This window comes from Cupriavidus sp. 2SB, assembly GCF_005503625.1.
Lineage (GTDB): Bacteria > Pseudomonadota > Gammaproteobacteria > Burkholderiales > Burkholderiaceae > Cupriavidus.
The window spans coordinates 1-21,372 of the sequence record NZ_SCMX01000027.1 but is presented as its reverse complement, the minus strand read 5'-3'; the positions used below and the strand labels follow the sequence as shown (position 1 = coordinate 21,372).

General features: G+C 62.9%; 17 protein-coding genes. 5 read left to right on the top strand and 12 right to left on the bottom strand.

The features are described 5' to 3' along the window. Positions 1-9: 9 nt before the first annotated feature. The 9 genes from FFS21_RS14790 to FFS21_RS14750 form a co-directional block, all read right to left on the bottom strand. A complete protein-coding gene (locus FFS21_RS14790) occupies positions 10-984 on the bottom strand; it encodes an AAA family ATPase (protein WP_137925540.1) in 975 nt (324 codons plus the stop codon). Beyond that, positions 981-3,608: a fused MFS/spermidine synthase gene (locus tag FFS21_RS14785; RefSeq protein ID WP_137925539.1), complete on the bottom strand. Its 2,628-nt coding sequence runs from the start codon at positions 3,606-3,608 to the stop codon at positions 981-983. The genes FFS21_RS14790 and FFS21_RS14785 overlap by 4 nt, the downstream gene beginning before the upstream one ends. Before the next feature lie 98 nt (positions 3,609-3,706). After that, the gene (locus tag FFS21_RS14780; RefSeq protein WP_249359403.1) at positions 3,707-5,452 is read right to left on the bottom strand and encodes an arylsulfatase; all 1,746 of its coding nucleotides are present in this window, start codon (positions 5,450-5,452) and stop codon (positions 3,707-3,709) included. 74 nt (positions 5,453-5,526) lie between these two features. After that, the gene (locus tag FFS21_RS14775; RefSeq protein WP_137925538.1) at positions 5,527-6,735 is read right to left on the bottom strand and encodes a formylglycine-generating enzyme family protein; all 1,209 of its coding nucleotides are present in this window, start codon (positions 6,733-6,735) and stop codon (positions 5,527-5,529) included. A gap of 197 nt (positions 6,736-6,932) precedes the next feature. Beyond that, positions 6,933-8,003, bottom strand: coding sequence for an HAD family hydrolase (locus tag FFS21_RS14770; RefSeq protein ID WP_502705178.1), 1,071 nt, complete (start codon positions 8,001-8,003; stop codon positions 6,933-6,935). Between the two features lie 188 nt (positions 8,004-8,191). Next, positions 8,192-9,832, bottom strand: a complete 1,641-nt coding sequence (locus tag FFS21_RS14765) for a site-specific integrase (RefSeq protein ID WP_249359401.1) — start codon at positions 9,830-9,832, stop codon at positions 8,192-8,194. 89 nt (positions 9,833-9,921) lie between these two features. After that, entirely contained in the window at positions 9,922-10,266 is a 345-nt protein-coding gene (locus FFS21_RS14760) for a PepSY domain-containing protein (protein WP_137925536.1), read from the bottom strand. 90 nt (positions 10,267-10,356) lie between these two features. Further along, positions 10,357-11,328 carry a SphA family protein gene (locus FFS21_RS14755; RefSeq protein ID WP_137925535.1) on the bottom strand — a complete coding sequence of 324 codons (972 nt, stop codon included), beginning with the start codon at positions 11,326-11,328 and terminating at the stop codon, positions 10,357-10,359. A gap of 154 nt (positions 11,329-11,482) precedes the next feature. Then, positions 11,483-12,553, bottom strand: coding sequence for an SMP-30/gluconolactonase/LRE family protein (locus FFS21_RS14750; protein ID WP_237380532.1), 1,071 nt, complete (start codon positions 12,551-12,553; stop codon positions 11,483-11,485). 237 nt (positions 12,554-12,790) lie between these two features. Between FFS21_RS14750 and serA the strand changes: the two genes are divergently transcribed. Next, positions 12,791-13,996 (top strand): phosphoglycerate dehydrogenase, encoded by a 1,206-nt coding sequence (serA, locus tag FFS21_RS14745; RefSeq protein WP_137925534.1) that lies wholly within the window; start codon positions 12,791-12,793, stop codon positions 13,994-13,996. A gap of 63 nt (positions 13,997-14,059) precedes the next feature. On the opposite strand, the gene FFS21_RS14740 is transcribed toward serA, so the two are convergent. Then, positions 14,060-15,184: an MGDG synthase family glycosyltransferase gene (locus tag FFS21_RS14740; protein ID WP_137925533.1), complete on the bottom strand. Its 1,125-nt coding sequence runs from the start codon at positions 15,182-15,184 to the stop codon at positions 14,060-14,062. Positions 15,185-15,494: 310 nt separating this feature from the next. On the opposite strand from FFS21_RS14740, the gene yfiR reads away from it, so the two are divergent. From yfiR to rpoD, 4 genes are all read left to right on the top strand, one after another. Beyond that, on the top strand, positions 15,495-16,046 hold the full coding sequence (yfiR, locus tag FFS21_RS14735; RefSeq protein ID WP_171020416.1) for a regulatory sequestration protein YfiR: 552 nt from the start codon (positions 15,495-15,497) through the stop codon (positions 16,044-16,046). Between the two features lie 80 nt (positions 16,047-16,126). After that, positions 16,127-17,344, top strand: a complete 1,218-nt coding sequence (gene dgcN, locus FFS21_RS14730) for a diguanylate cyclase DgcN/YfiN (RefSeq protein WP_249359399.1) — start codon at positions 16,127-16,129, stop codon at positions 17,342-17,344. 33 nt (positions 17,345-17,377) lie between these two features. Then, on the top strand, positions 17,378-17,893 hold the full coding sequence (gene yfiB / locus FFS21_RS14725; protein ID WP_137925530.1) for an outer membrane lipoprotein YfiB: 516 nt from the start codon (positions 17,378-17,380) through the stop codon (positions 17,891-17,893). Positions 17,894-18,489: 596 nt separating this feature from the next. Next, positions 18,490-20,346 carry an RNA polymerase sigma factor RpoD gene (rpoD, locus tag FFS21_RS14720; protein WP_237380535.1) on the top strand — a complete coding sequence of 619 codons (1,857 nt, stop codon included), beginning with the start codon at positions 18,490-18,492 and terminating at the stop codon, positions 20,344-20,346. A 47-nt stretch (positions 20,347-20,393) separates the two neighbouring features. On the opposite strand, the gene FFS21_RS32495 is transcribed toward rpoD, so the two are convergent. Together FFS21_RS32495 and FFS21_RS32490 are read right to left on the bottom strand one after the other, a co-directional pair. Continuing rightward, complete coding sequence (locus FFS21_RS32495) at positions 20,394-20,678, bottom strand: hypothetical protein (RefSeq protein ID WP_249359397.1); 285 nt, start codon at positions 20,676-20,678, stop codon at positions 20,394-20,396. Between the two features lie 91 nt (positions 20,679-20,769). Next, positions 20,770-20,838 carry a restriction endonuclease gene (locus tag FFS21_RS32490; RefSeq protein ID WP_249359409.1) on the bottom strand — a complete coding sequence of 23 codons (69 nt, stop codon included), beginning with the start codon at positions 20,836-20,838 and terminating at the stop codon, positions 20,770-20,772. Between the last annotated feature and the right edge of the window lie 534 nt (positions 20,839-21,372).

Sequence of the window (21,372 nt, the reverse complement as noted above, 5' to 3'; positions counted from 1 at the left end):
TCCCTGCCTTCACGCCACCGCCACCCGCTGCACCAGGCGGTCGAGCACGGCATCGGCACCAATGCCAGCGGCGTGCGCCTCGTATGACAGGATGAGCCGATGCCGAAAGACGTCGTGCACCACCGCCTGTACGTCCTCGGGCGTCACGAAATCCCGTCCGTGCAACCACGCGTAGGCACGCGACACCTTGTCCAGCCCGATCGATCCGCGTGGACTCACGCCGATCTGGATCCACTTGTCGAGGTCGTCATCCACCGGCGCGGGGGTACGCGTGGCCTGCACCAGTGCCACCTCGTAACGCGCCACGGCGTCGCTGACATGTACCTCGTGGATCTCCGCCCGCGCCGAGAAGATCGTGGCCGGCGCCAGCCGTATCGCTTGCGCCTGACCACTCGCCCCGGCCCCGGCTTCCTCCTGCCGCGCCAGCCGGACGATATCGGCCTCGGCATCCGCCTCCGGATAGCCCACGCCGATATGCATCAGGAACCGGTCCATCTGGGCCTCGGGGAGTGGATAGGTGCCCTCCTGCTCGATCGGGTTCTGCGTCGCCATCACCAGAAACAGCGGCTCCAGCTTGTGCGTGGTGCCGCCCACCGTGACCTGACGCTCTTCCATGGCTTCGAGCAATGCGGCCTGCACCTTGGCCGGTGAACGATTGACTTCGTCGGCCAGCACCAGATTCGCAAAGATCGGACCGCGCTGGAAACGGAACTCGCTCTTGCCGCCCTCGGAGACATACACCTCGGAACCCGTGATGTCCGCAGGCAGCAGGTCCGGCGTGAACTGGATGCGCGACAGGCTGGCATCGAGGTTGCGCGCCATCATCTTGATCGCGCGAGTCTTGGCCAGACCGGGCAGCCCTTCCACCAGCAGGTGTCCGTCAGCCAGCAAGCCCAGCAGCAGACGTTCGATCATGCGCTGCTGGCCCACGATGGATTCGCCCATGCGCTGTTGCAGCGCCAGTACATCGTCGCGCGTAGTCATGGCTTCCTCCCCGGCTCTGCCCGTGCGGATCTGCCGCCCACGAACCACGCGTAGTAAGGGTTGTCGGGATCGGCCCGCACGGCCTGCGTGATATGGCTGGCCCACGCTTCGCGGTCGCCACGATAGGCATCGAGCCCAGCGCGGTAGAAGGTGTGCAGCACTTCGCGCTCGTGCCGCAGCGTGCGCCAGAGGTTGTCATCGGCACCGGCCAGCGGCGGCTCGCTCTGCAACGCCAGCAGTGCCGATAACGTTTCGGGGAACGCATCCCGCCGCACCCAGCCCGCGTACTCGATGCGGGGACGGTCGTCGGTCACGGCGGGGGCATCGGCCGCGTACCAGTCCAGTCCGGCACGATCCGTCACCCAGGTTGCCAGTAGCGCCTCGGGCGAGCGTATGCCCACGGCCTGCAACGCCGCCGCCACCTGCGGCTGCGCAAAGCGCGCGCGAATCTGTGCCACATCCAGCGTGATCGGCGACATCGAACCCACCAGCATCATTTCGTGCAGCTCGGTGGTCCAGAGCATGGCGTGGGGAAACACGTCCAGAAAACTGCGCACCAGCATGCGCGTGTCTTCGTTGTTCTGCGTCGGCAACGGCAGCCACTGCGCTACCAGCCCGCCCGGTTGCAGCCGCGCGGCCGCAAGTCGATAGAAATCGGTCGAGTAGAGATTCACCACGCCTGCCGCCGACGGGGGCGGCGGCTCCAGCGTGATCAGGTCATATTGCTGGGCGCTGCGCAGCAGTTCGCGCCGGCCATCGCGCAAGCGGATGTCCATGCGTGGATCGTCCGCCACGCCAAAATTACCCGCGAACTGTGAAGCCGCGCGCGCCACAGGCGGCAGCAGCTCGGCCACCACGCGGTGATCCAGCCCCGGCCACGCCAGCGTGGCACCCGCCGTGATGCCGGTGCCCAGGCCGATCACCAGCGTGGATTTGGGCGTGCCGTTGTGAACGATCAGCGGCAACAGCGCCTGCAATCGCATATAGCGCAGCGACGTCATCGCATCGCCGGAATTCGATACACCCTGGATATAGAGGCGCTTGAAGCGATTCTGCGAAGACGTCTGCTCCACCACCGCCACGGTGGCGCCGCGCCCTTCCTCGTAGAACACCAGTTCGCCGCCGCGAGCACGCGCCAGCAACGAGGCGAGCCGGTCCACCGGGGCCATCGCGGCGGCGATCACCGCCAGTACGCCAAGCATCGGCACTGCCCAGCGTGCCATGGGTCGCACGTCACGGCCCAGCGCAACCGCCGTGATGCCGATGACCGATGCCGCCACCGCCAGCACCGACATCGTCCTGACCAACCCGAGTTGCGGCACCAGCACGAAGCCGGCCAGCACCGTGCCAGCGATACCACCCAACGTATTGAGTGCCACGACGGCGCCCACGCCTGAGCCGACGCGACGGGCGTCGACACTGACCCGCAGCACGAACGGGAATGCCGCGCCCAGCAGCAAGGTGGGGACGAACACCACGGACACCGCTGCCAGCGCAAAGCTGGCGCAAGCCGCCATCAACGGGCTGGCCGTCAGGCCCTGCACCCAGGCGGACAGGCTGCCCTGTGCGCGCAGCAACCACTCGCCCAGCAGCACGAATTCGAGCAGTGCCACCAGCCCGGCAGCGGCCACCAGCAGGCCGAACACGCCCCACGGATCGCGCACGCGCCCGGCATGACGTGCGGCCAGCGCGCTGCCAATCGCCAGCCCGGCCAGATACGTTGCCAGCACCACGGTAAAGGCGAAGGTCCGCGTACTGAGAAATTGCACGATGGCCTGCGACCAGACCACCTCGTAGCCCAGCGCAATCCCGCCAGCGGCGGCATACAGGAGCAGCGCCAACTTCCCGCTGGCAACGTCGCCCCTCGTGACGCCCGCCACCGACGGATCTGCCTGGACGGGGGCCGTCCCTGCATGAGCGCGCCCGGCCAGTCGCCATGCCACCAGCGCAGCTACCCCATTGAGCAAACCCGCCGCCACGGCGCTGCCGAGGATGCCCAGTAGCGGCACCAGCACAAACCCGGCCAGCAGCGTGCCGGCAATCGCGCCCGCCGTGTTGGCGGCATACAGCCGGCCGCCATGCGTGCTGACGCCCGAGCCATCCCGCATCACCACGCGCATCAGGGCCGGCAGTGTCCCGCCCATGGCGGCAGCGGGCAGGATCACCAGAACGAACGGGATGACCCACGCGAACCAGCCCGTGCGCTGCTCCAGCCACGCGAACGGCATGGCGGCATGCGCCAACGCCACCGTGGCACCGATGCCCAGCACCAGCACCGCTACCTCCAGCCAGGCATAGAGCCGCATCGGATCGGCGTGGCGATCGGCGATTCGGCCAATCAGCCATCCGCCCAGCGCGAGACCGGCAAAGAACGCGCTCACCGCCGTGGTCACCGCGTGGACATCGACACCGACTACCAGTGACAACTGGCGAATCCACACGATCTGGTAAGTCAGTCCGGCCGTGCCGGACGCAAACAGGAGGACGGTTGCCCAGCGCCACATCGGATCGGCCGTACCGTCCCGCCGCACCGCCGTGGATGTCCGTATATCGGCGCCTGCCGATTGCCCCCGCCGACCACGCTTTCCGTGGAGGCTGCCCGCCGCCGCATGGGATTCGATCATGAACTGGATCATTCGTGCGAAGGCCCGCGCAAGCGCGGGCCTTCGCCTGTTTCAACTGCCGTCACGACAGGACGGCCCGATGACGAACACGCAAGCCATCATTTCTTCTTGGCCCCCTCCGCGATCCTCCGGTCGACATCTTCCCGTATCTGATCGATGCTGAAGCTGGCCGGACGCTGGCTCGGCGGATAGGTGACGAAAGTCTCCAGGAACGCCGCAGCTCTCATTGTCGCGATCTCCGTCAGATAGACATTCTTGGCGAGCCAGTCGTTGTACTGATCAGAGACGATATCCGCGCGCTCGTACGGGTCCATGCGCAGGTTGAAGACCTTGGGCACGCGCAGGCATTTGAACGGGTCTTGCCAGACCTGGAAGCCGCCCGGCGTAGTCTGCTCGCAGAACACGACTTTCCAGTTCTGGTAACGCATCGCCACTAGTACGCCGTCGTCGTTGAAGTAATAGAACTCGTTGCGCGCACCCGTGTTGGTCTGCCCCGTCAGGTAGGGCAATTGGTTGAAGCCATCCAGATGGACCTTGGCGTTCTTGCTGCCCAGCGAGGCGCCCTTGAGCAGCCGGTCCTTGACATCGCCATCGCCCACCGCAGCCAGCAGCGTCGGGAACCAGTCCAGACCCGAGAACATCTCGTTGCTGACCGTGCCCGGCTTGATCTTGCCCGGCCACCGGACCATGGCCGGCACGCGGAACGCGCCTTCCCAGTTGGTGTCCTTTTCGCTGCGGAACGGCGTGGTGGCAGCGTCTGGCCAGGACCACTGGTTAGGACCATTGTCGGTGGTGTAGATAACGATGGTGTTATCCGCCACCTTCAGGTCGTCCAGCGTCTTGAGCAGCTTGCCCACATCGCCGTCGTGTTCCATCATGCCATCGGCATACTCGTTGCCCGGCATGCCGCTCTGGCCCTGCATCGACTCCCGCACATGGGTATAGGCGTGCATGCGCGTGGTGTTCATCCAGACAAAGAACGGCTTGTCCGCCTGCACCTGCTTGGTGATGAACTTCTGCGCCGCGTCCGTCGTCTCGTCGTCGATGGTCTCCATGCGCTTGGTGGTCAGCGGCCCGGTGTCCTCGATCTTGCCGTCTGCCGTGGAGTGCAGCACGCCACGCGGCGAGAAGTTCTTCACGAACGGATCGTTCTTGTCCTTGGGCCAGTACGGGCGCTGCGGTTCTTCCTCGGCATTCAGGTGATACAGGTTGCCGTAGAACTCGTCGAAGCCGTGCTTCGTGGGCAGGTACTCGTCACGATCACCAAGGTGGTTCTTGCCAAACTGTCCGGTGGCATAGCCCAGCGGCTTGAGCGCTTCGGCAATGGTCACGTCCCGTGCCTGCAGGCCCACGGTGGCGCCGGGCGCGCCCACCTTGGACAAGCCGGTGCGCAGCGGGGACTGGCCGGTGATGAACGACGAGCGGCCCGCCGTGCAGCTGTTCTCGGCGTAGTAGTCCGTGAACATCATCCCTTCACGGGCGATGCGGTCGATGTTCGGCGTACGGTAGCCCAGCACGCCCATGCTGTAGGCGCTGATGTTGGTCTGGCCGATGTCATCGCCAAAGATCACCAGGATGTTGGGCTTCTTGCCCGAGGTGTTGAGGGCAGTGGGCGCGGAGGCCGCATCTGGCGCGACTGGGAGATTGGACTGCGCTGGCGGCTGGGCCGGCACGGTGGTCGCGGGAGTCGCCGGCGCGGTAGCAGCGGCCGGGGTTGGCGACTGCGCGGCCGGGGCCTGTTTCGCGGACTCGTCCGCCTTCTTGCAGCCGGCGATTGCCATGATGGCAACCGCAGCGGCCACCATCGCAAGGCGCGCCCCACTCCTTGCCGAGGATGTCACCATTCGTCTTTTCAATTCATGCTCCCGGTAGTCCAGCGGTTTCAACCTGCATGCAGCATGCGAGGCGTGGCACAGCGCTAACGTTCCGTCGGCCCCGCCCCTGCACCCATGGCAATCGGCGCCTGCCTCTGCATCTCGGCCCAGCGCCCTTCGTCGAGCACCAGACGGAACCCCAGGTGCGACATGCTGTTGTACGGATCGGTCCCGCGCCGCGCGCTGGGTCGATAACTCAGGCAATAGTCTTCGTTGCAGAGGAAGGAGCCGCCCCGCGTCACACGCTTGGGCGCGGTGACCGGCACACCTGGCTCGGAAGGGTCCCATGACGCCCCTGGGCCGTCTGGATTCGATATGGGCTGCGCCCTGACGGCTTCGCGCCGGAACTGGTCGGCGCGATACCAGTCGGCCACCCATTGCCACGCATTCCCCGTCATGTCGGACAGGCCATAGCCGTTAGATGGGAACGTGCCGACGGGGTTGGTGCCAAGGGCACCGCCGGCCTTGGGGCTGATCACAGGAAACGGCTGGCTTTGCTGGCCCTGCCAGACATTCGCCATCTGCTTGCCATCGGGCGCGAACTGGTCGCCCCAGGCGTAGGTGGCCTGCTCCAGCCCGCCTCGCGCGGCAAACTCCCACTCCGCCTCGGTAGGTAGTCGCTTGCCGATCCATTTGGCATAGGCTTGCGCATCCTCGTACGAGACTTGCACCACGGGATGGTTGTCCTTGCCTTCGATGGAGCTGCCGGGGCCCGCCGGATGACGCCAGTTGGCGCCCGGCACATAGCGCCACCAGCGCGAGTAGTCCTGCAATGGCACAGGCCGTGCCGTGCCGACAAAGACCATGCCGCCTGCCACCATCGCGCTATCGGGCGGACGGGGCGTGCCGGGAGGCAACTGGACGCGCAGCGTTTCCCAGTCAGGCTTACGCTCCGCCGTCGACACGTAGCCGGTTGCCTCGACGAACTTGCGGAACTCGGCATTGGTGACGTGATGCTGGTCCATCCAGAAGGCGTGGACCTGCACCTTGTGTGCGGGTTTTTCGTTGGGCTGCGCCATCTTGCTGTCGCTGCCCATCAGGAATTCGCCACCGGGCACGCGCACCATGCCGGCCGGCCCCGTCTTGCCATCGCCTACAAGGATGGCCTGCGCCACTGGCGTCCGGCCTTGCGCATACCAGTAGCTGGCACCGGCGCCCGCTGCGACGCCGAAGCAAAGCAGCGCGCCGACGAGAATGCGCCGACTGCGGCTACGTCCTGCGTGCTGACCACCCTCTACAGCGCGTCCCCTCATCGGCGAAGCCTCCTGACGTACAAGCCACCTGCCCCTGTGCGGGCAAAGAAATCATGTCAGATGACCAGCACAATCAGAAGTCACACTTTCTTGAACGTGAGAGCGAGTGAATTAAATTATTTGGTAAATCGCGCGCGGCAGGCGCTACGCTTTTTTTGTGGAGGATTCCGCACCACATGCCGCGCCTGGCCCATCGCTCAGGGTCGCGCAGCCGGATAGATCTGGCTCCAGTCCTGCTTCATGCTGATCACGGTCCAACCCTTCTTGCCGGCTTCGTCCAGCGCCTTGTCGAGCGTGCCGATCGAGGTCTTGCGGTCATAGGCAAACTCGCGCTGGGCGTCGTCGTGATGCACGAGCACTGCCATGCGTGGCCCGGCACCGGCCATGGTGTACTGCAGCATCTGCAGGTCGCCGTCCGAATTCCCGACGGCCAGGATCGGGCGCCGGCCAATATGTCGATAGATGCCCACCGGCTTGCCCGGGCCATCATTGATGAATTCGATCTTTGGTCCGCGCACCAGTGTCATCTGGCCGTCGCGCATGGTGTAGGTGATGCCGTAGGTCGAACCCACCACCTGCTCGGGCGGAATGCCGTACACCCGCTCGGACCACGGCCGCATGAATTCGAGCGTGCCGCCCGACACGATGAAGGTCTTGAACCCGTTCGCGCGCAGGTAATTCATCAGTTCCAGTTGCGGCTGATAAACCAGATCGGTGAAGCGACGATTGAGCGTGGGATGCCGGGCAGTGTCGAGCCAGTTGCGGATGGTCTTGTCGTACGCATCCACGGTCATGCCGCCGCTGACTTGCGCAATCAGGCTCAACAGGCGTTTTTCTTCCTTGGCGGCGCCAGCGATATCGTTCGCCATGATCGCCTTGAACGCCGGATCGTTTTTCCATTCGGGATGCTGCGGCGCGGCAGCCTTCACCTGGTCGAGCAGGAAGAAATACTGGAAGTACAGCGGATGCTCGCTCCAGAGCGTGCCGTCGTTGTCGAATACGGCGATGCGCTCGGCGGGCGGCACGAAGTCAGGCGAGCCCTGCCGCGTGACCCGTTCCACGAAATTCACGATGTCCTGACGGGATTTGCTATCGCGCCAGGACGGCAGCGCCGTGGCACTCGCGCGTGCGGTGGCCTGAATGGCCTGGCTTTCGCTCGCGCTCGTGGCATCCGTGCCCGATGCACAACCGCCCAGTGCCCCAAGCAACGAAGCGGCGATTGCCGCCGCTGCCAGCGCGCCCGACCTACGCGTTGTCCGACCCTTCATCCAACCCAGCGCGGCCTTCCCATTTCCGTCCATGACCATGTTCTCCATTCCGTACCGTTAACAGCGCCGGCGCCAATGCGGCGCGCCCGGCCCATATGACTCGCAGAGTATGGGCGGCAGGCCCTTGCGCAGGGAATGAAAAGTTTTCGATGGAGATCTAAAAGAAATCGTGGCGACGACGCGCCCGCTCAGTGCAATGCGGGGTCCGCATAGGCTGCGGTGGTCGTTATCGACGCGTGGCCAAGTTGCTGCTGCACGGCTTTGCGGCTCATGCCGCGCGCCAGCGCATGTGCGCCGGCCGTGTGACGCAGCCAGTGCGCGCTGGCCTGTGCCAGTTGCGCCGCGCCCTTGGCATCACCAGTCGCCAGGGACTTGCCGGCTTGTGCAAAACAGCGCTTCCAGATGGCCGCCACCTGCGCCACTGACAGCGACGCATCGCTGAGGGCATCTTTGATACGGCCGATCAGCGGGGTCGTCGCCGGCAGGCGTTCGATATCGCGTCCCAGGCCGCGTGCTTCCATGTGGTCGCGCAGGGCATCGATCACGGTTTCTGGCAGCGTCACGGTACGCGTGCGGGCGCCCGGCACGTCGAGCGTCCAGCCGTCATTCATCCGCAGATCGGCCACGGTCGCCCGGGATTGTTCCGATATCCGCAAGCCGGTGGCGTAGGCAAATCGCAGCATGAAACGCAGGCGAACCGTGCGAGGATCGTCGGCGTCGAGGGTTGAGACGAACGTTTTCAGGTACTGCCACTGCACCGCACTGAAGCTGCGCTCTGCGCGGATGCGTGGCGCGGGCTCCGGCGCTGGCAGCACGGACTGGAACGGGTTGGCTGTCAATCGCCCCTGCTCCACCAGCCACGCGCATAACGCCTTGACGATCTTGACGGCATGGCGGACGCTTGCTGCCGACAGCGGCCCCTCGAACGGACGCCATTCGGGACGGTCGCGCGGTGTGCCACGCCTGCCCACCCATTGCGCGGCAGGCTGCGGATCGGCAAGAAAGCCGGTGTAGGCGCTGCCATCCTCCGCAGTCAGGTCGGCCAGTGCCCGGCCCCGCGCATGCACCGTCCAGAGCAGGAAGCGCTCCGCCTGCGTGCGATAGGCTCGCCACGTATGACTTGTCTCGGGCAGATAGTGATCCAGCCAGGCTTCCATGGCCGCTGCATCGGCCTGTGCGGGTCCCTGCCGTAGCGTCTCCAGCGGTGCCACGGACGCCAAGCCCATCGTCGACACGGCGAATGATTGATCCTGCAGCCACGCCTCGATGTCTTGCGCGGTGGCTACGCCGATTCCGCGAGCATGGCGATACCACTGTCGCGGATCGTCGGAGATGGCTGCGCGCAATGCATCAAGCGTATGCCAACCGGCGGCAACGAGCTTCTCGGCAACAGCAGGGATAAACCAGCCAGCCACGGCGTCGCCCGGCAGCGGACGCACCAGCAGCAAAGGCTGCAAGGCATCGAGCGCGCGCAGCAGCTTGCGCTGGCGAGCCTGACGCGCCGTTGCCGTTTCCTGCGGCCGGGCGCGGATCAGCGCCAGCCAAACCGATTCCGTCAGCAAGGTGGCCTCGCCATCCTGACGGGGCCGTGTGGCCAGACGCCTCACGCCGCGCGCCAGTTCATCCTCGATCCAGCCTAGCGTCGAGCGAGCCTGGCGCAGATCAAGACCCTGCCCGAGATACCGGGCAGACAGCCGCCCAAGCTCCAACCCTTGCAGATGACCGCGATAGAACGCGAAATGATGGGGACCTAGTTGACGCGCGGGCGCAACGGCCGGGCGTTGGCGCCGGCGGATCGATGTGCCGGCATGAGGTACAGCTTGTGACAAGGCGAAACGGCAGCGACGCGCGAAGAAAAAACGAAAGGCGCGATGATACCCGAGGCGCGCCGCCGCCATGCCCGCCCGATGCCGTGGCCTTATCCAGCCGGCTTGCGGGCTTTTTCCAGTTCGTGGCCCCACGCGCTGAGCGGTTTCAGGTCGCGGGCGTCGTACTCCAGTTCGGCAATGGCGCCATTGGGGAGCACGATTTCAACCTCGTAGGTCCAGCGGCCGTGATCACGATCGAGCTTGATTTCAATGACGTCGCCGTTGTACTGACGCGTCACCGTATCCAGCACCCGCGAGATCGGCACGATGTCTCCGGTGCGCAGCGCGGCGCGAGCGCCGTATCCATCGCTATCGGCATGTACCACACCCGCAAATGCGGTGGCGCCCGCCAGCGCGGCGACAGACACCAAGTGGGAAAATCGAAAAACTTTCATGGCAATCACCCTATGCAGCGTCAGAAAAACCCTGCATTCGATGATGCCAGCGCGGTAGATCGCCTCTTTGTTTCAGGTCACAAGGCGCGCTCAGAATACGAGTGTAGCCGTCGCCTGTACCGTGGCCGTGCTGTCCAGCCGGTTCTTGCTGCTGACCGTGGGCACCCAGCGCAGGCTCAGGGACAACGGCGCCTTGCCACCGAGCTTGGTGTCGTAGGTAATGATCGGACCCAGCGCGAAGTCATGTCCCCGGAAGCCGTTCAGGCGATCTGCCACCGGACCGGAATCGTTGCCGAGTTGCTGCACCGTGCCCATCACGAGACCGGCACCCCAGTTGCCGAATTTCTTGACACCCATGACATCGAACGTGAACAACGGCGCGTTCTGGTAATCGGTCGCCGAATTGCGGGTGTAAAACTGGAACGCGGCCAGTGCGTTGAACTCCAGTCCGTATTGCGGCATCAGGTGCGTGTATGCCACCTGGGGCACGAAGGTCCAGGTGTTCAAGCCGGGATTGGCCAGCGCGTTCTTGTCGTAGTGCCCGGTCGGCGCCCACACGTTGAAGCTCAACGCCATGTGGCTGGTCTTCGAGAAGTGATAACCCGCGACGATGGGACTGAAATAGATGTCGTAGAGATTCGATGCACGATCCGACGACCCGCGCGAGAACGACCCGCCACCAGGGCCGGCGAACGTCGCGCTGGTATGCACGGTGGTCCACACATAGGGAAGCGTGAAGCTCGATGCAAAATTCCACGCGCCGGGGCCGGTATCCCAGACCTTCATGATGGTGGCCAAGGTCAACGCGACCTTGGCGTCGATACCGGCCGTGGTACGTCCGCCAATCGGAATCTGGCGCGCCCCGTCGATCGAACCGTCCAGATAGATCTGCTGGAGATTGGCAATCCAGACCGGCTGGTCCGGAATCACGCCCGCATTCGCCGACACATTGGTCCCGGCCACCGGCCGACCCAACGCCCCTTCCGTCGCGTGTGCAATCGGGGACAGCCAAAGTCCGCCTGCGGCCATTGCGCCGAGAATCGCGGTACTTACGCGTTTCATGCTGTCTCTCCTGAAGGGGCTGCGTCGGGCGCCAGGCGCCCGTTGTGAGGCGAATACAGCATCCTCGCAGATTCACGGGCAATTGGAATTCAGTCTTCTTTGCCCGTGATGTAAAAGATTTCAGCCGCGTCCGCCGTCGCCTTCCCCTTCGGAATCAGACTGCTCCCCGGGTCTCCACATACAGCGCGTACACCGAGTGGCTACTGGCCATATAGAGCCGGTTCCGCTTGGGGCCGCCGAAGCACAGGTTCGGACAGCGTTCCGGCAGGTGAATATGTCCGATGGCCTTGCCCTGCGGATTGAAAATCCGCACGCCGTCCAGCTTTGACGGGTCTGCGCCCGCCGCGCCGTTGCTGCCCCAGCCTGCCCAGATGTTGCCGTCGATATCGACCTTGAAGCCGTCCAGCGCCCCCGGACCGTTCGCATCGAGCAACCGGGTCTTGTTGCCCAGGCGGCCGTCCGCACCCACGTCGTAGGCCCACATGAGCCGGTTAGGCTGGGCGCGCGACTCGATCACGTAGAGCTTCTTCTCGTCAGGAGAGAACGCCAGCCCGTTCGGACCGTTCAGGTCGCCAATCACCTGCGTGACGCTGTTGTCGCTCGGATCGATCCGGTAGACCGCGTGCGGCAGTTCCGATGCGGCCTTGTCGCCTTCCCATTCCCCCGAAATGCCAAACGGGGGATCGGTGAACCAGAGCGAGCCGTCCGACTTGCACACGATATCGTTGGGAGAGTTGAAGCGCTTGCCCTGGTAGCGATCAGCCAGCACGGTGATCGAGCCGTCGTACTCGGTGCGCGTCACGCGGCGCGTCAGGTGTTCGCAACTGATTAATCGGCCCTGCTTGTCCCGGCAGTGCCCGTTGGTGAAATTGGCGGGCGAGCGGAACACGCTCCACTGGTTCGACGTTTCATCGAACTTGATAATGCGGTTGTTCGGGATATCGGAGAACAGCAGATACCGGCCATCGGCAAAATAGACCGGGCCTTCCACCCAGCGGAAGCCGGTAGCCACCTGCTCCACCGTCGAGCTGAACAGCCGGTACTTTGCGAAACTCGGGTCGAGGATCTCGACGGCAGGATCGGGATAGCGCTGCGCCGCCTTGAACTCGAAGCTCTGGGCCAGTGCGGAGCCGCTTGCGACCACCGCGCCCAATGCGGCGCCAGTCTTAAGCAGACGTCGGCGGCCTGCGTTGACGCCTTCGGCGTCAGTCATGAATGCATCCATTTGGCTTGTCTCCTGATGTCTGGGGTCTGTGCCCCGCTTGAATTGTTGTCAGACATCCTATGATGAAAGTCTATGCTTAGCAAGCACTTGTACGATGACAGCGGCGAGCCTTTCGTGCCCTTTCGCCATGACCCCTTCATCAGCACGGATTTCGCGGGGTGCTATCGTCTGGCTTCGCGCGTCCGGCACAGGACGCCAGACCAGCTATCTCAACTCCTGAAGCCCGCCCAACCACCCATGGCAAGCGCTCTCCTCCTAGAAAACATCCACGCCAGCGGCCAGCAATTGCTGACCCGCCATCAGATCGATATCGCCACGCAGCCCAAGGCTCTGGCCGGCGACCCGCTGTTGGCTGCCGTGCGCGACCATGAACTGCTCGGCATCCGCTCGGCTACGCACCTGACCGCCGAGACTTTTGCCAACGCCAAGCGGCTGCTGACCGTGGGCTGCTTCTGCATTGGCACCTCCCAGGTAGACCTGGGCGCTGCCGCCCATGCCGGCATTCCCGTCTTCAATGCACCGTTCTCGAATACCCGTTCCGTGGCCGAGCTGGTCATCGGCCAGGCCATCATGCTGATGCGCCGCGTACCCGAGAAAAGCCGGGCCGCGCACGTGGGCGAGTGGCAAAAAACGGCCAAGGGTTCATATGAAATCCGGGGCAAGACCATGGCCGTGATCGGCTACGGCAATATCGGTGCACAGGTCGGTATCCTGGCCGAAGCCATGGGTATGCGCGTGGTGTTCTACGACATCCGCCCACGCCTGTCGATTGGCGGCGCAGTGCCGATGCACTCGCTCGAAGACGCCGTGGCCAACGCCGACGTTGTCACACTGCACGTTCCCGCCACGCCGCAGACCAAGAACCTGATGAACGCCAAGGCGCTGGCATCGATGCGTCAAGGCAGCATCCTGATCAATGCGTCGCGCGGCACGGTCGTCGATATCGACACGCTGGCCAAGCTGATCGACGAAGGCCACATCGCGGGCGCCGCCATCGACGTGTTCCCCGAGGAGCCGCGCAGCAACACCGACCCGTTTGTCTCACCCCTGCAAGGCAAGGCCAACGTCATCCTGACGCCCCACGTCGGCGGCAGCACCGAGGAAGCCCAGGAAAACATCGGCGTGGAAGTGGCCACCAAACTGGCCAATTTCCTGGAAACCGGCGCCACCATCGGCGCGGTCAATTTGCCGCAGATCCAGCCGAACCCGCTCGATTCCCCGGCGCGCGTCCTCAATATCCACTACAACCGTCCCGGCACCTTGTCGCACTTCAACCAGGCGCTGGCCGAAATCGGCGCGAATATCGAGGCGCAGCAGCTGCAAACGGAGGGGGATATTGGTTATGCGATTACCGATATCAGCCTTGTGCCGCCTGCGGGATGGGCGGAAAAGCTGATGCAGCACGACGCGTTTATCCGGTCGCGGGTAATCGTTAACGGCTGAGGGAAATCCCAGCCCATTGCCGGGCGCCGCAATGTGTGCCGCGCCTGGCAATGGTTATACCTCTCAAGACTTAAGTCCAAGCACGCGATCCAGCACAACCGCGCCGGCATCGGGACGTCCCAACGGTGCGATCCTGTCTCGCATTCCCGCCAATAGCGCGGGTTCCCGGAGCAGCCTGGCGATACGGTATTCAAGCGCGGCGGCGTCGATGGCCTTGAGCGCAACGCCCTGCTCCAACAGAAAATCGGCATTGCGATCCTCCTGTCCGGGGATGGGCGAGTTGACGATCATCGGCAACCGCATCGCCAGACATTCGGATGTGGTGAGTCCACCTGGCTTGGTGATGGCGAGATCGGCGCAAGCCATCAGTCGCTCCACCTCCAGCATGAACCCTTGCGGAAACAGCCGCCCCGGAAATTGCGCCGCGACACGCTGGAGCGACTCCAGCAGTTGTTGATTCTTCCCCGCCAGGGCGACGAGCTGAAAGTCGCCTTCCATCGCCAGCAAACGGGCAGCCAGGACATCGATGCCTCCCAGCCCGGCACCTCCCGACATCATCAGGAAAGTCGTGCGTCCCGGATCGATACCAAATGCTGTGGCGCAGGCACCGCGATCGAGTGGCTTGCCAAATGCAGGCATGATGGGAATACCGCTAACGTGTACCGATGCGGCATCCACCCCGCGTTCGCGCATGCGCCAGGCAATTTCCTCATTGGCGACGAAATACCCTCGCATATTCGGTACGACCCACATGCTGTGCAAATCGAAATCCGTCACCTGCACCCAAACCGGTACATCCAGACGCCTTATTGCTATCTCGCGCGATAGCAGCTCGGCTGGCAGGAAGTGCGTGCAGATAATCGCGTCCGGGCGCTGACGCCGGATTTCAGCCAGTAAGGCACGGCAATTCAAGCTCTCGACCGCGCGGCGCATTTTCTGGCCCCAGGCGTCGGACGCCGCTTCATCCGTCTTCTGGTACAGGTAACCCCACAATGCGGGCTGATTGCTGACCAGCTTGATATAGAAATCGGTGTACAAGGCACGGAAGCCGGATGGTACGAAATCCATCACATCAAGATGTTCAGCGCCGATGCCGGTGGGCAGTTCATTGGCAAACGCGCGGATGGCTTCCGCCGCGCGCATGTGACCCGCGCCGGCACTGACACTCAAAAGCAGGATTTTCTTCATGATCGCGGTGTCGGGCACGTCGAATTCACGTGCAAGTCCCGAACTGTGTCTTCGTGGCAGGCGGGGAATGTAGCACCACGAAACCCTGGTGCAATGCACGTTCGTCACATGGCGTGACGACGGTCAAGGTAGGTACAGGTATGGACGCTACCTGCCTCGCATGGGAAAGCGACTTCCTCCCCACTTAAGAAGGGCAGCTTCCGTTAGAATTCGGGCGCATCTTTCGTCCCTCGAAAGTCGCAAGCGTTCCTTCGGCACGTTTTCACATTGTTCGACCTTGCCCCCTCGTTTCCCGTATCTGGTTGCCGCCATGTGGATCGCGATGATTCTGGTGGCCCCTCCAGCCGCAAGCGCGGTTCATACAGCCTCGTCGACCCAGACGCCGGATACCGTATCGGCGCAACTGGACAGCGACCCACGCCTGGCGGTTTCGCGTGTGGTGCTCAATCTCGTGAGCTACGCTCGCTGGCCGACAGGGGGACCTACCGTACGCGTCTGCGTGGATAGCGCGGCAGACGACGTTTATGCCGGGGTCAACGGACAGCCCATTTCAAACGGGCGATTTATCGCAGCGCAGATTCTCAATACCCTGGACACGCCTGCGGTATCCCAATGCGATGCCGTGTATCTGCTCGATCTCGCGGACAACCGGCGAAGAGCGTTGGTCTCCGAACTTATTGGTAAGCCTGTTCTGATTATTGTTGAGCGAGACCAGGCCTGTGAGGTTGGCAGTATGTTTTGTTTAGACATCCGCGAAGATCACACATCGTTCCGCATCAATCTTGACTCGATCGCCCGTAGCGGCATTCGTGTACACCCGGGCGTGCTGCAGTTGGGTCGGCGCACCACGAAGGCGCGATGAGAATCTTCCGCCGGACACGGACCCCTGAGCGTTCCCCTCCCTCCCGGGCCGTGGACGCCGGCCAGGCAGAGCGCCCTACCTTGTATGGCGCGCTACGGCGTGCCCACCTCAGTGTCGCGCTGATTGCCGTGCTGACAGCCGGCATTTCACTCACGATCGTCGGCCTGACCGCGCTACGTGCCTACGCGGACCACAATCTGCAACTGGTGGCCCGCTCCATCAGCTACACGGTGGAAGCCGCCGTGGTCTTTCGGGACCAGGAGGCCACCCTGGCTTCCCTGACGGCCATTTCTGCCAATGAGAATGTCGCTGACGTCCTGGTGCTGGATGTTGACGGGAAGGTGCTCGCCGATTGGCACCGAACGCCTGGAACGTCTTCGTCCCCCGTCCGCCAGATACTTGGAAACTGGCTGACACCCCGGCCCGTTGAACTCACTGTTACGAGCGCAAACCAGCCCGTGGGCACCGTGCGCGTGTCAGGCGACCCGACCGCATTCGTATTCTTCCTTCTGCAGGGGGCTCAAGGCCTCTTGATTTGTCTGCTGTTGACGGCCGTGGCAGCGCATTATGTGTCGCGCCGGATGATGCGCGATATCGTGGCACCCCTCAAGCAGCTCATGCACATCGCACATGCCGTACGATCGGAACGCGCATTTGCACGCAGACTTCCCGCGGCGCGCATCGCCGAATTGAATGAGCTGTCTGCAGACTTCAACGCATTGCTTGCTGAACTCGAAAGCTGGCAAAACCAGTTGCAGAGTGAAAACAGCGCGCTTGCGCTTCAAGCCACCCGCGATGGACTGACCGGCCTGCTGAATCGTTCCACATTCATGCAGTCGCTTGAAACCGCCATAGCGACGGCGGCAGACGAGGCGCATTTCAGCGCCGTCCTCTATCTGGACAGCGACGAATTCAAGTCGATCAACGATCTTCATGGCCATGCAGCCGGCGACACCGTGCTCGTCGAGATTGCCAAGCGTCTGCACAGCTGCGTGCGCGAGAGCGATGCCGTCGCACGCCTGGGCGGCGACGAGTTCGCGGTGCTGATCCGCACGCTGCGCCAGCCTCAAGACGCGGTGAAAGTGGCCGAGAACATTATTTCCGCGATGAGCGCGCCATTTTCAATTTCGCCAACCAAAACGGTTCGGGCTGGCCTGAGCATTGGCCTGGCGGTATTCCCCATTCACGCCCGGTCCGCCGAATCGCTGCTGGACGCCGCCGACGCCGCCATGTATGAGGCTAAACGCGATGCGCGGGGGACGTGGCGCAACGCTACCTCCTCTTCTGCAGACGTATAAAATAGCGCCGCATCGATTTTGCTCAAACCGAATATGCCCCTTCGCTTGACCTCGTCACCACGTCGCCGCGCGTTGTTATCCATCGTGTCGTTGACCGTCCTTCCGCTGATTGGCTGCGCGACACACGAATCGCAAACCGGGAAGCTGACACCCGTTCAGATTGCCCTTTTGCAGAATGAAGGGTTCAAGCTCACCGAGAACGGCTGGGAACTGGGGCTATCGGAAAAGGTACTTTTTGGTTTTGATGAGTACACCATTTCCTCCGAACATCAGGCGCCGCTGTTACGGCTAGGACGTCTACTCGCCGATGCCGGAATTTCCGATCTCCAGATCAATGGCCATACGGACGATGCCGGGAGCGAGGAATACAACCAGAAGTTGTCGGTGCGTCGAGCCACGGCAGTGGCCCGCGTGCTCAACAGCGTCGGATACTCCCAGGAGCGGATTCACGTGCGCGGCTTCGGCAAGACAATGCCCATTGCGGACAATCGAACCGCTTCCGGCCGCGCAGAAAACCGTCGCGTGGCCATCGTCGTTTCGGTGGACTAGGACCAACAGGCCATCCGACGCGGTCCCCGATCAAGTTCCATTTTTTTGAAAAAAGTGCAGCCTGGCACTCGTTTCGCCGCCGAGCACCCCGACTTCCGCCGCGCGGAATGCCGGAGACAAATTGGGGCGCATGGACCGGGTAGCCGGGACAAAACATGCTTCCGACGTCACCATATGTGGCGCCGAACTGATGAATAAAGGGGCTGCCCGCTACCGCTTGTTGAAATTCGTGGGAAATGCCAACAAGACTTGACGCTTTATCCACACCCATATTGCACTGCATCATCCCGACCAGTATCATGCGCGATTCCAATTTTTCGCGCACACTGCAGAACCTGCAGAAAGCCCCTCGCCTTGCTGACCCCGTGCAGCGGTAGGTGGCCCGCGACGTCGAGCACCGACGTACACCGCGAAACTATCTGGCGCCCGCCTAGGAGTATGTATTGACTCATCCGGATCGTGACGTTGACGCTTCGAACTCGATTCCAAGCAGCGCACAGCCCAGTCGCCGCAAGACTGCGGGCAAGGCCCAGGCGGTAGCCACGCCTGCGGACAGCGCATCCAGCGCCCGCCTGGACGCGGAGCGTCAGAGCCAGATGCGCACGCTGATCGCCCTTGGACGCGAGCGCGGCTACCTCACCCACGCGGATATCAACGACCATCTGCCGGACAACGTGACGCCGGCAGCGATGGACACCATCGTCAGCACGTTCAGTGACATGGGCGTGGCCGTCTACGAACAGACGCCAGACGCGGAAACGTTGCTGCTGAGCGACGCCGCCCCGACTACCGCATCCGACGACCAGGCGGACGAAGAGGCGGAGGCTGCACTGTCGACCGTCGACTCCGAGTTCGGCCGCACCACGGATCCCGTCCGCATGTACATGCGTGAAATGGGTTCCAGCGAATTGCTGACCCGCGCGGGAGAGATTGAGGTCGCCAAGCGGATCGAGAGCGGTCTGCAGGACATGATTCAAGCCATCGCGGCCTGCCCGTCCGTGGTGTCCATGATCCTGACCGATGTGGACCGCGTCGTCGCCGGCGAGTTACGCATCGACGAACTTGTTGACGGTATCACCGACGCCACGGACGCGGGGGACATCACGACGCTCGCGTCCGACGAGTCGTCTGCCGAAGTCGATGCCGACGCCGATACCTCCGAGTCCAGCGACGACGCGTCGGACGACGACGATGACGATGCTGGCGCCGGCGATTCAGAAAAAGCGAACGCCGCCCGCCTGGAACAGCTTGCGACCGACAGTCTCGCCATTTTCGCGCGCGTGCGTGCCTTGTTCGATCAAGTGCCCGACGGGGTGGTCTCCGGTAAAGCGCGCTCTGCAGCCATTGCGGACTTGCGCGCGGAAATCCAGCGTGAACTCGCACCGATCCGCTTTACGGCCAAGATGATCGACCGTCTGTGTGCGAGCGTGCACGACAAGGTTGCCGAGGTGCGCACCATCGAACGCAGCATCCTGGAAATTGCCGTCGAACGTTGCGGCATGCCCCGTGAAGCGTTTATCGAGTCCTTCCCCGGTCATGAAACCGACCTCGAATGGACTAGCCGCGCAGCCGCTTCGTCCAAACAGTTTGGCCCAGCGCTCGAGCGCCACCTGCCATCCATTCAGGCGAACCAGCAGAAACTCGTCGACATCGAAGCGCAGGTCGCGCTGCCCCTGAAGCAGTTGAAACAGATCAACCGCCAGATGAGTGCCGCCGAGAAGACAATGCGGCAGGCCAAGCGCGAAATGATCGAAGCCAACCTGCGGCTGGTTATTTCCATTGCGAAGAAATACGTCAACCGTGGCATGCAGTTCCTGGACCTGATTCAGGAAGGCAATATCGGCCTGATGAAGGCGGTGGACAAGTTTGAATACCGGCGCGGGTGGAAATTCTCGACATATGCGACGTGGTGGGTTCGCCAAGCCGTGACGCGGGCGCTTGCCGATCAGGCACGCACCATTCGTGTGCCCGTCCACATGATCGAGACGATCAACAAGCTCAACCGGATTTCGCGCGAAATCCTGCAGCAGACCGGTCAGGAACCCGATCCCGCCGTCCTCGCCGAACGCATGGAAATGCCAGAGGAAAAGGTGCGCGGCATCCTCAAGATCGCAAAGCAGCCTATCTCGCTGGAAACTCCCGTGGGCGAGGAAGGCGATACGACGCTGGGCGACATGATCGAGGACAGCGCAACCAGCTCACCAGCAGAAGCCGCAGTGCTCTCCGGCCTGCGCGCACAGATCGAAGCGGCGCTCGCCGAATTGTCGCCGCGCGAGGCCAAGGTCTTGCGCATGCGCTTCGGCCTGGATACCAACACCGAGCACACGCTCGAAGAGGTGGGCAAACAATTCGACGTGACCCGTGAACGGATCCGCCAGATTGAAGCCAAGGCAATGCGCAAGTTGAAGCATCCGACGCGCGCCGACAAGTTGAGGCTGTTTCTGGAACGTTAAAAGAAGGCGGGGCAACCCGCCTTCCTTGGCGATCTCTACGAGACGGATCACGCCGCACGCGGCAGCGTGATCCGGCAGCCTTTCGAAAAGTTCTGACAACCCCAGAACAATCGCCCTCTCCCCTCTCGCGGCAGCAACTTCACGCCACAAGCGACACACGTCGGCGTGCGATAGTCACCTTCAAATGCCCTTGCCAACAAGGCGGCCTGCTTGTCCTGATCAAGTGCCCGGATCCGCTCGACAATGCTGGCGCCGTCCAGTAACTGGATACGAGCTTCGGCAGCATAATCCCTGACCGGCTGACCTACGAAACCGGCCAGCGACCAGAACACTCCCCGCTGAACCTGCTTGGCGTGCCGTCTCAACCTTCACCGGCGACCGCCATGCCTTGCATTGGACAAGAGCGACGGGGACAGCCACACCCTACTTACTCAACGTCGCATCGATCCCGCCATCCGCACCATGCGGAACCGTCGTCACCGTAAAACCCATGGCTTCGTAGTACCAGACGCATAACAGCTCAAACCGTTTCCATTCGAGTTGCTTGAGTGCGTCCAGGGACCATTCGGTGGGTTTCTCTGGTGGAGTTTGCGGATAGTGGCTTGTAGGCGCGTAGTCGTCAGCGTTGGCGGTAACCGGCGGAGTTGGATTAGCAATGCGCCTGATGCCTCGGGTAGCTTGAACGGGGCGACCTTTCCTTGAATCGCTAGCATTGCCAGTCGACGAACGCACTACCGATTGAAACTTTCGGGCACGTAGAAAGGCTAGCAGCCCCAGAAAGCTGAACACAGCGGCAGGCACCCATGCCAGGGATTGGCAGGCTATGGCAATCGCGCGCAGATATGGGCTAGATGCAAAGACGGCAGGAATGACCGTGTGGAGCCCAATATAACTAGCTAACGCAAATAAGGCGGATACCCACCAAGGGGAATCCAGCAGAACCGTGCTGAGCGATGGCGCCCTTCTTCTTCGACCCATTGACCCACCTTTTTATGTTCACATCGTATGGGCGGGAATTTTGCAGGG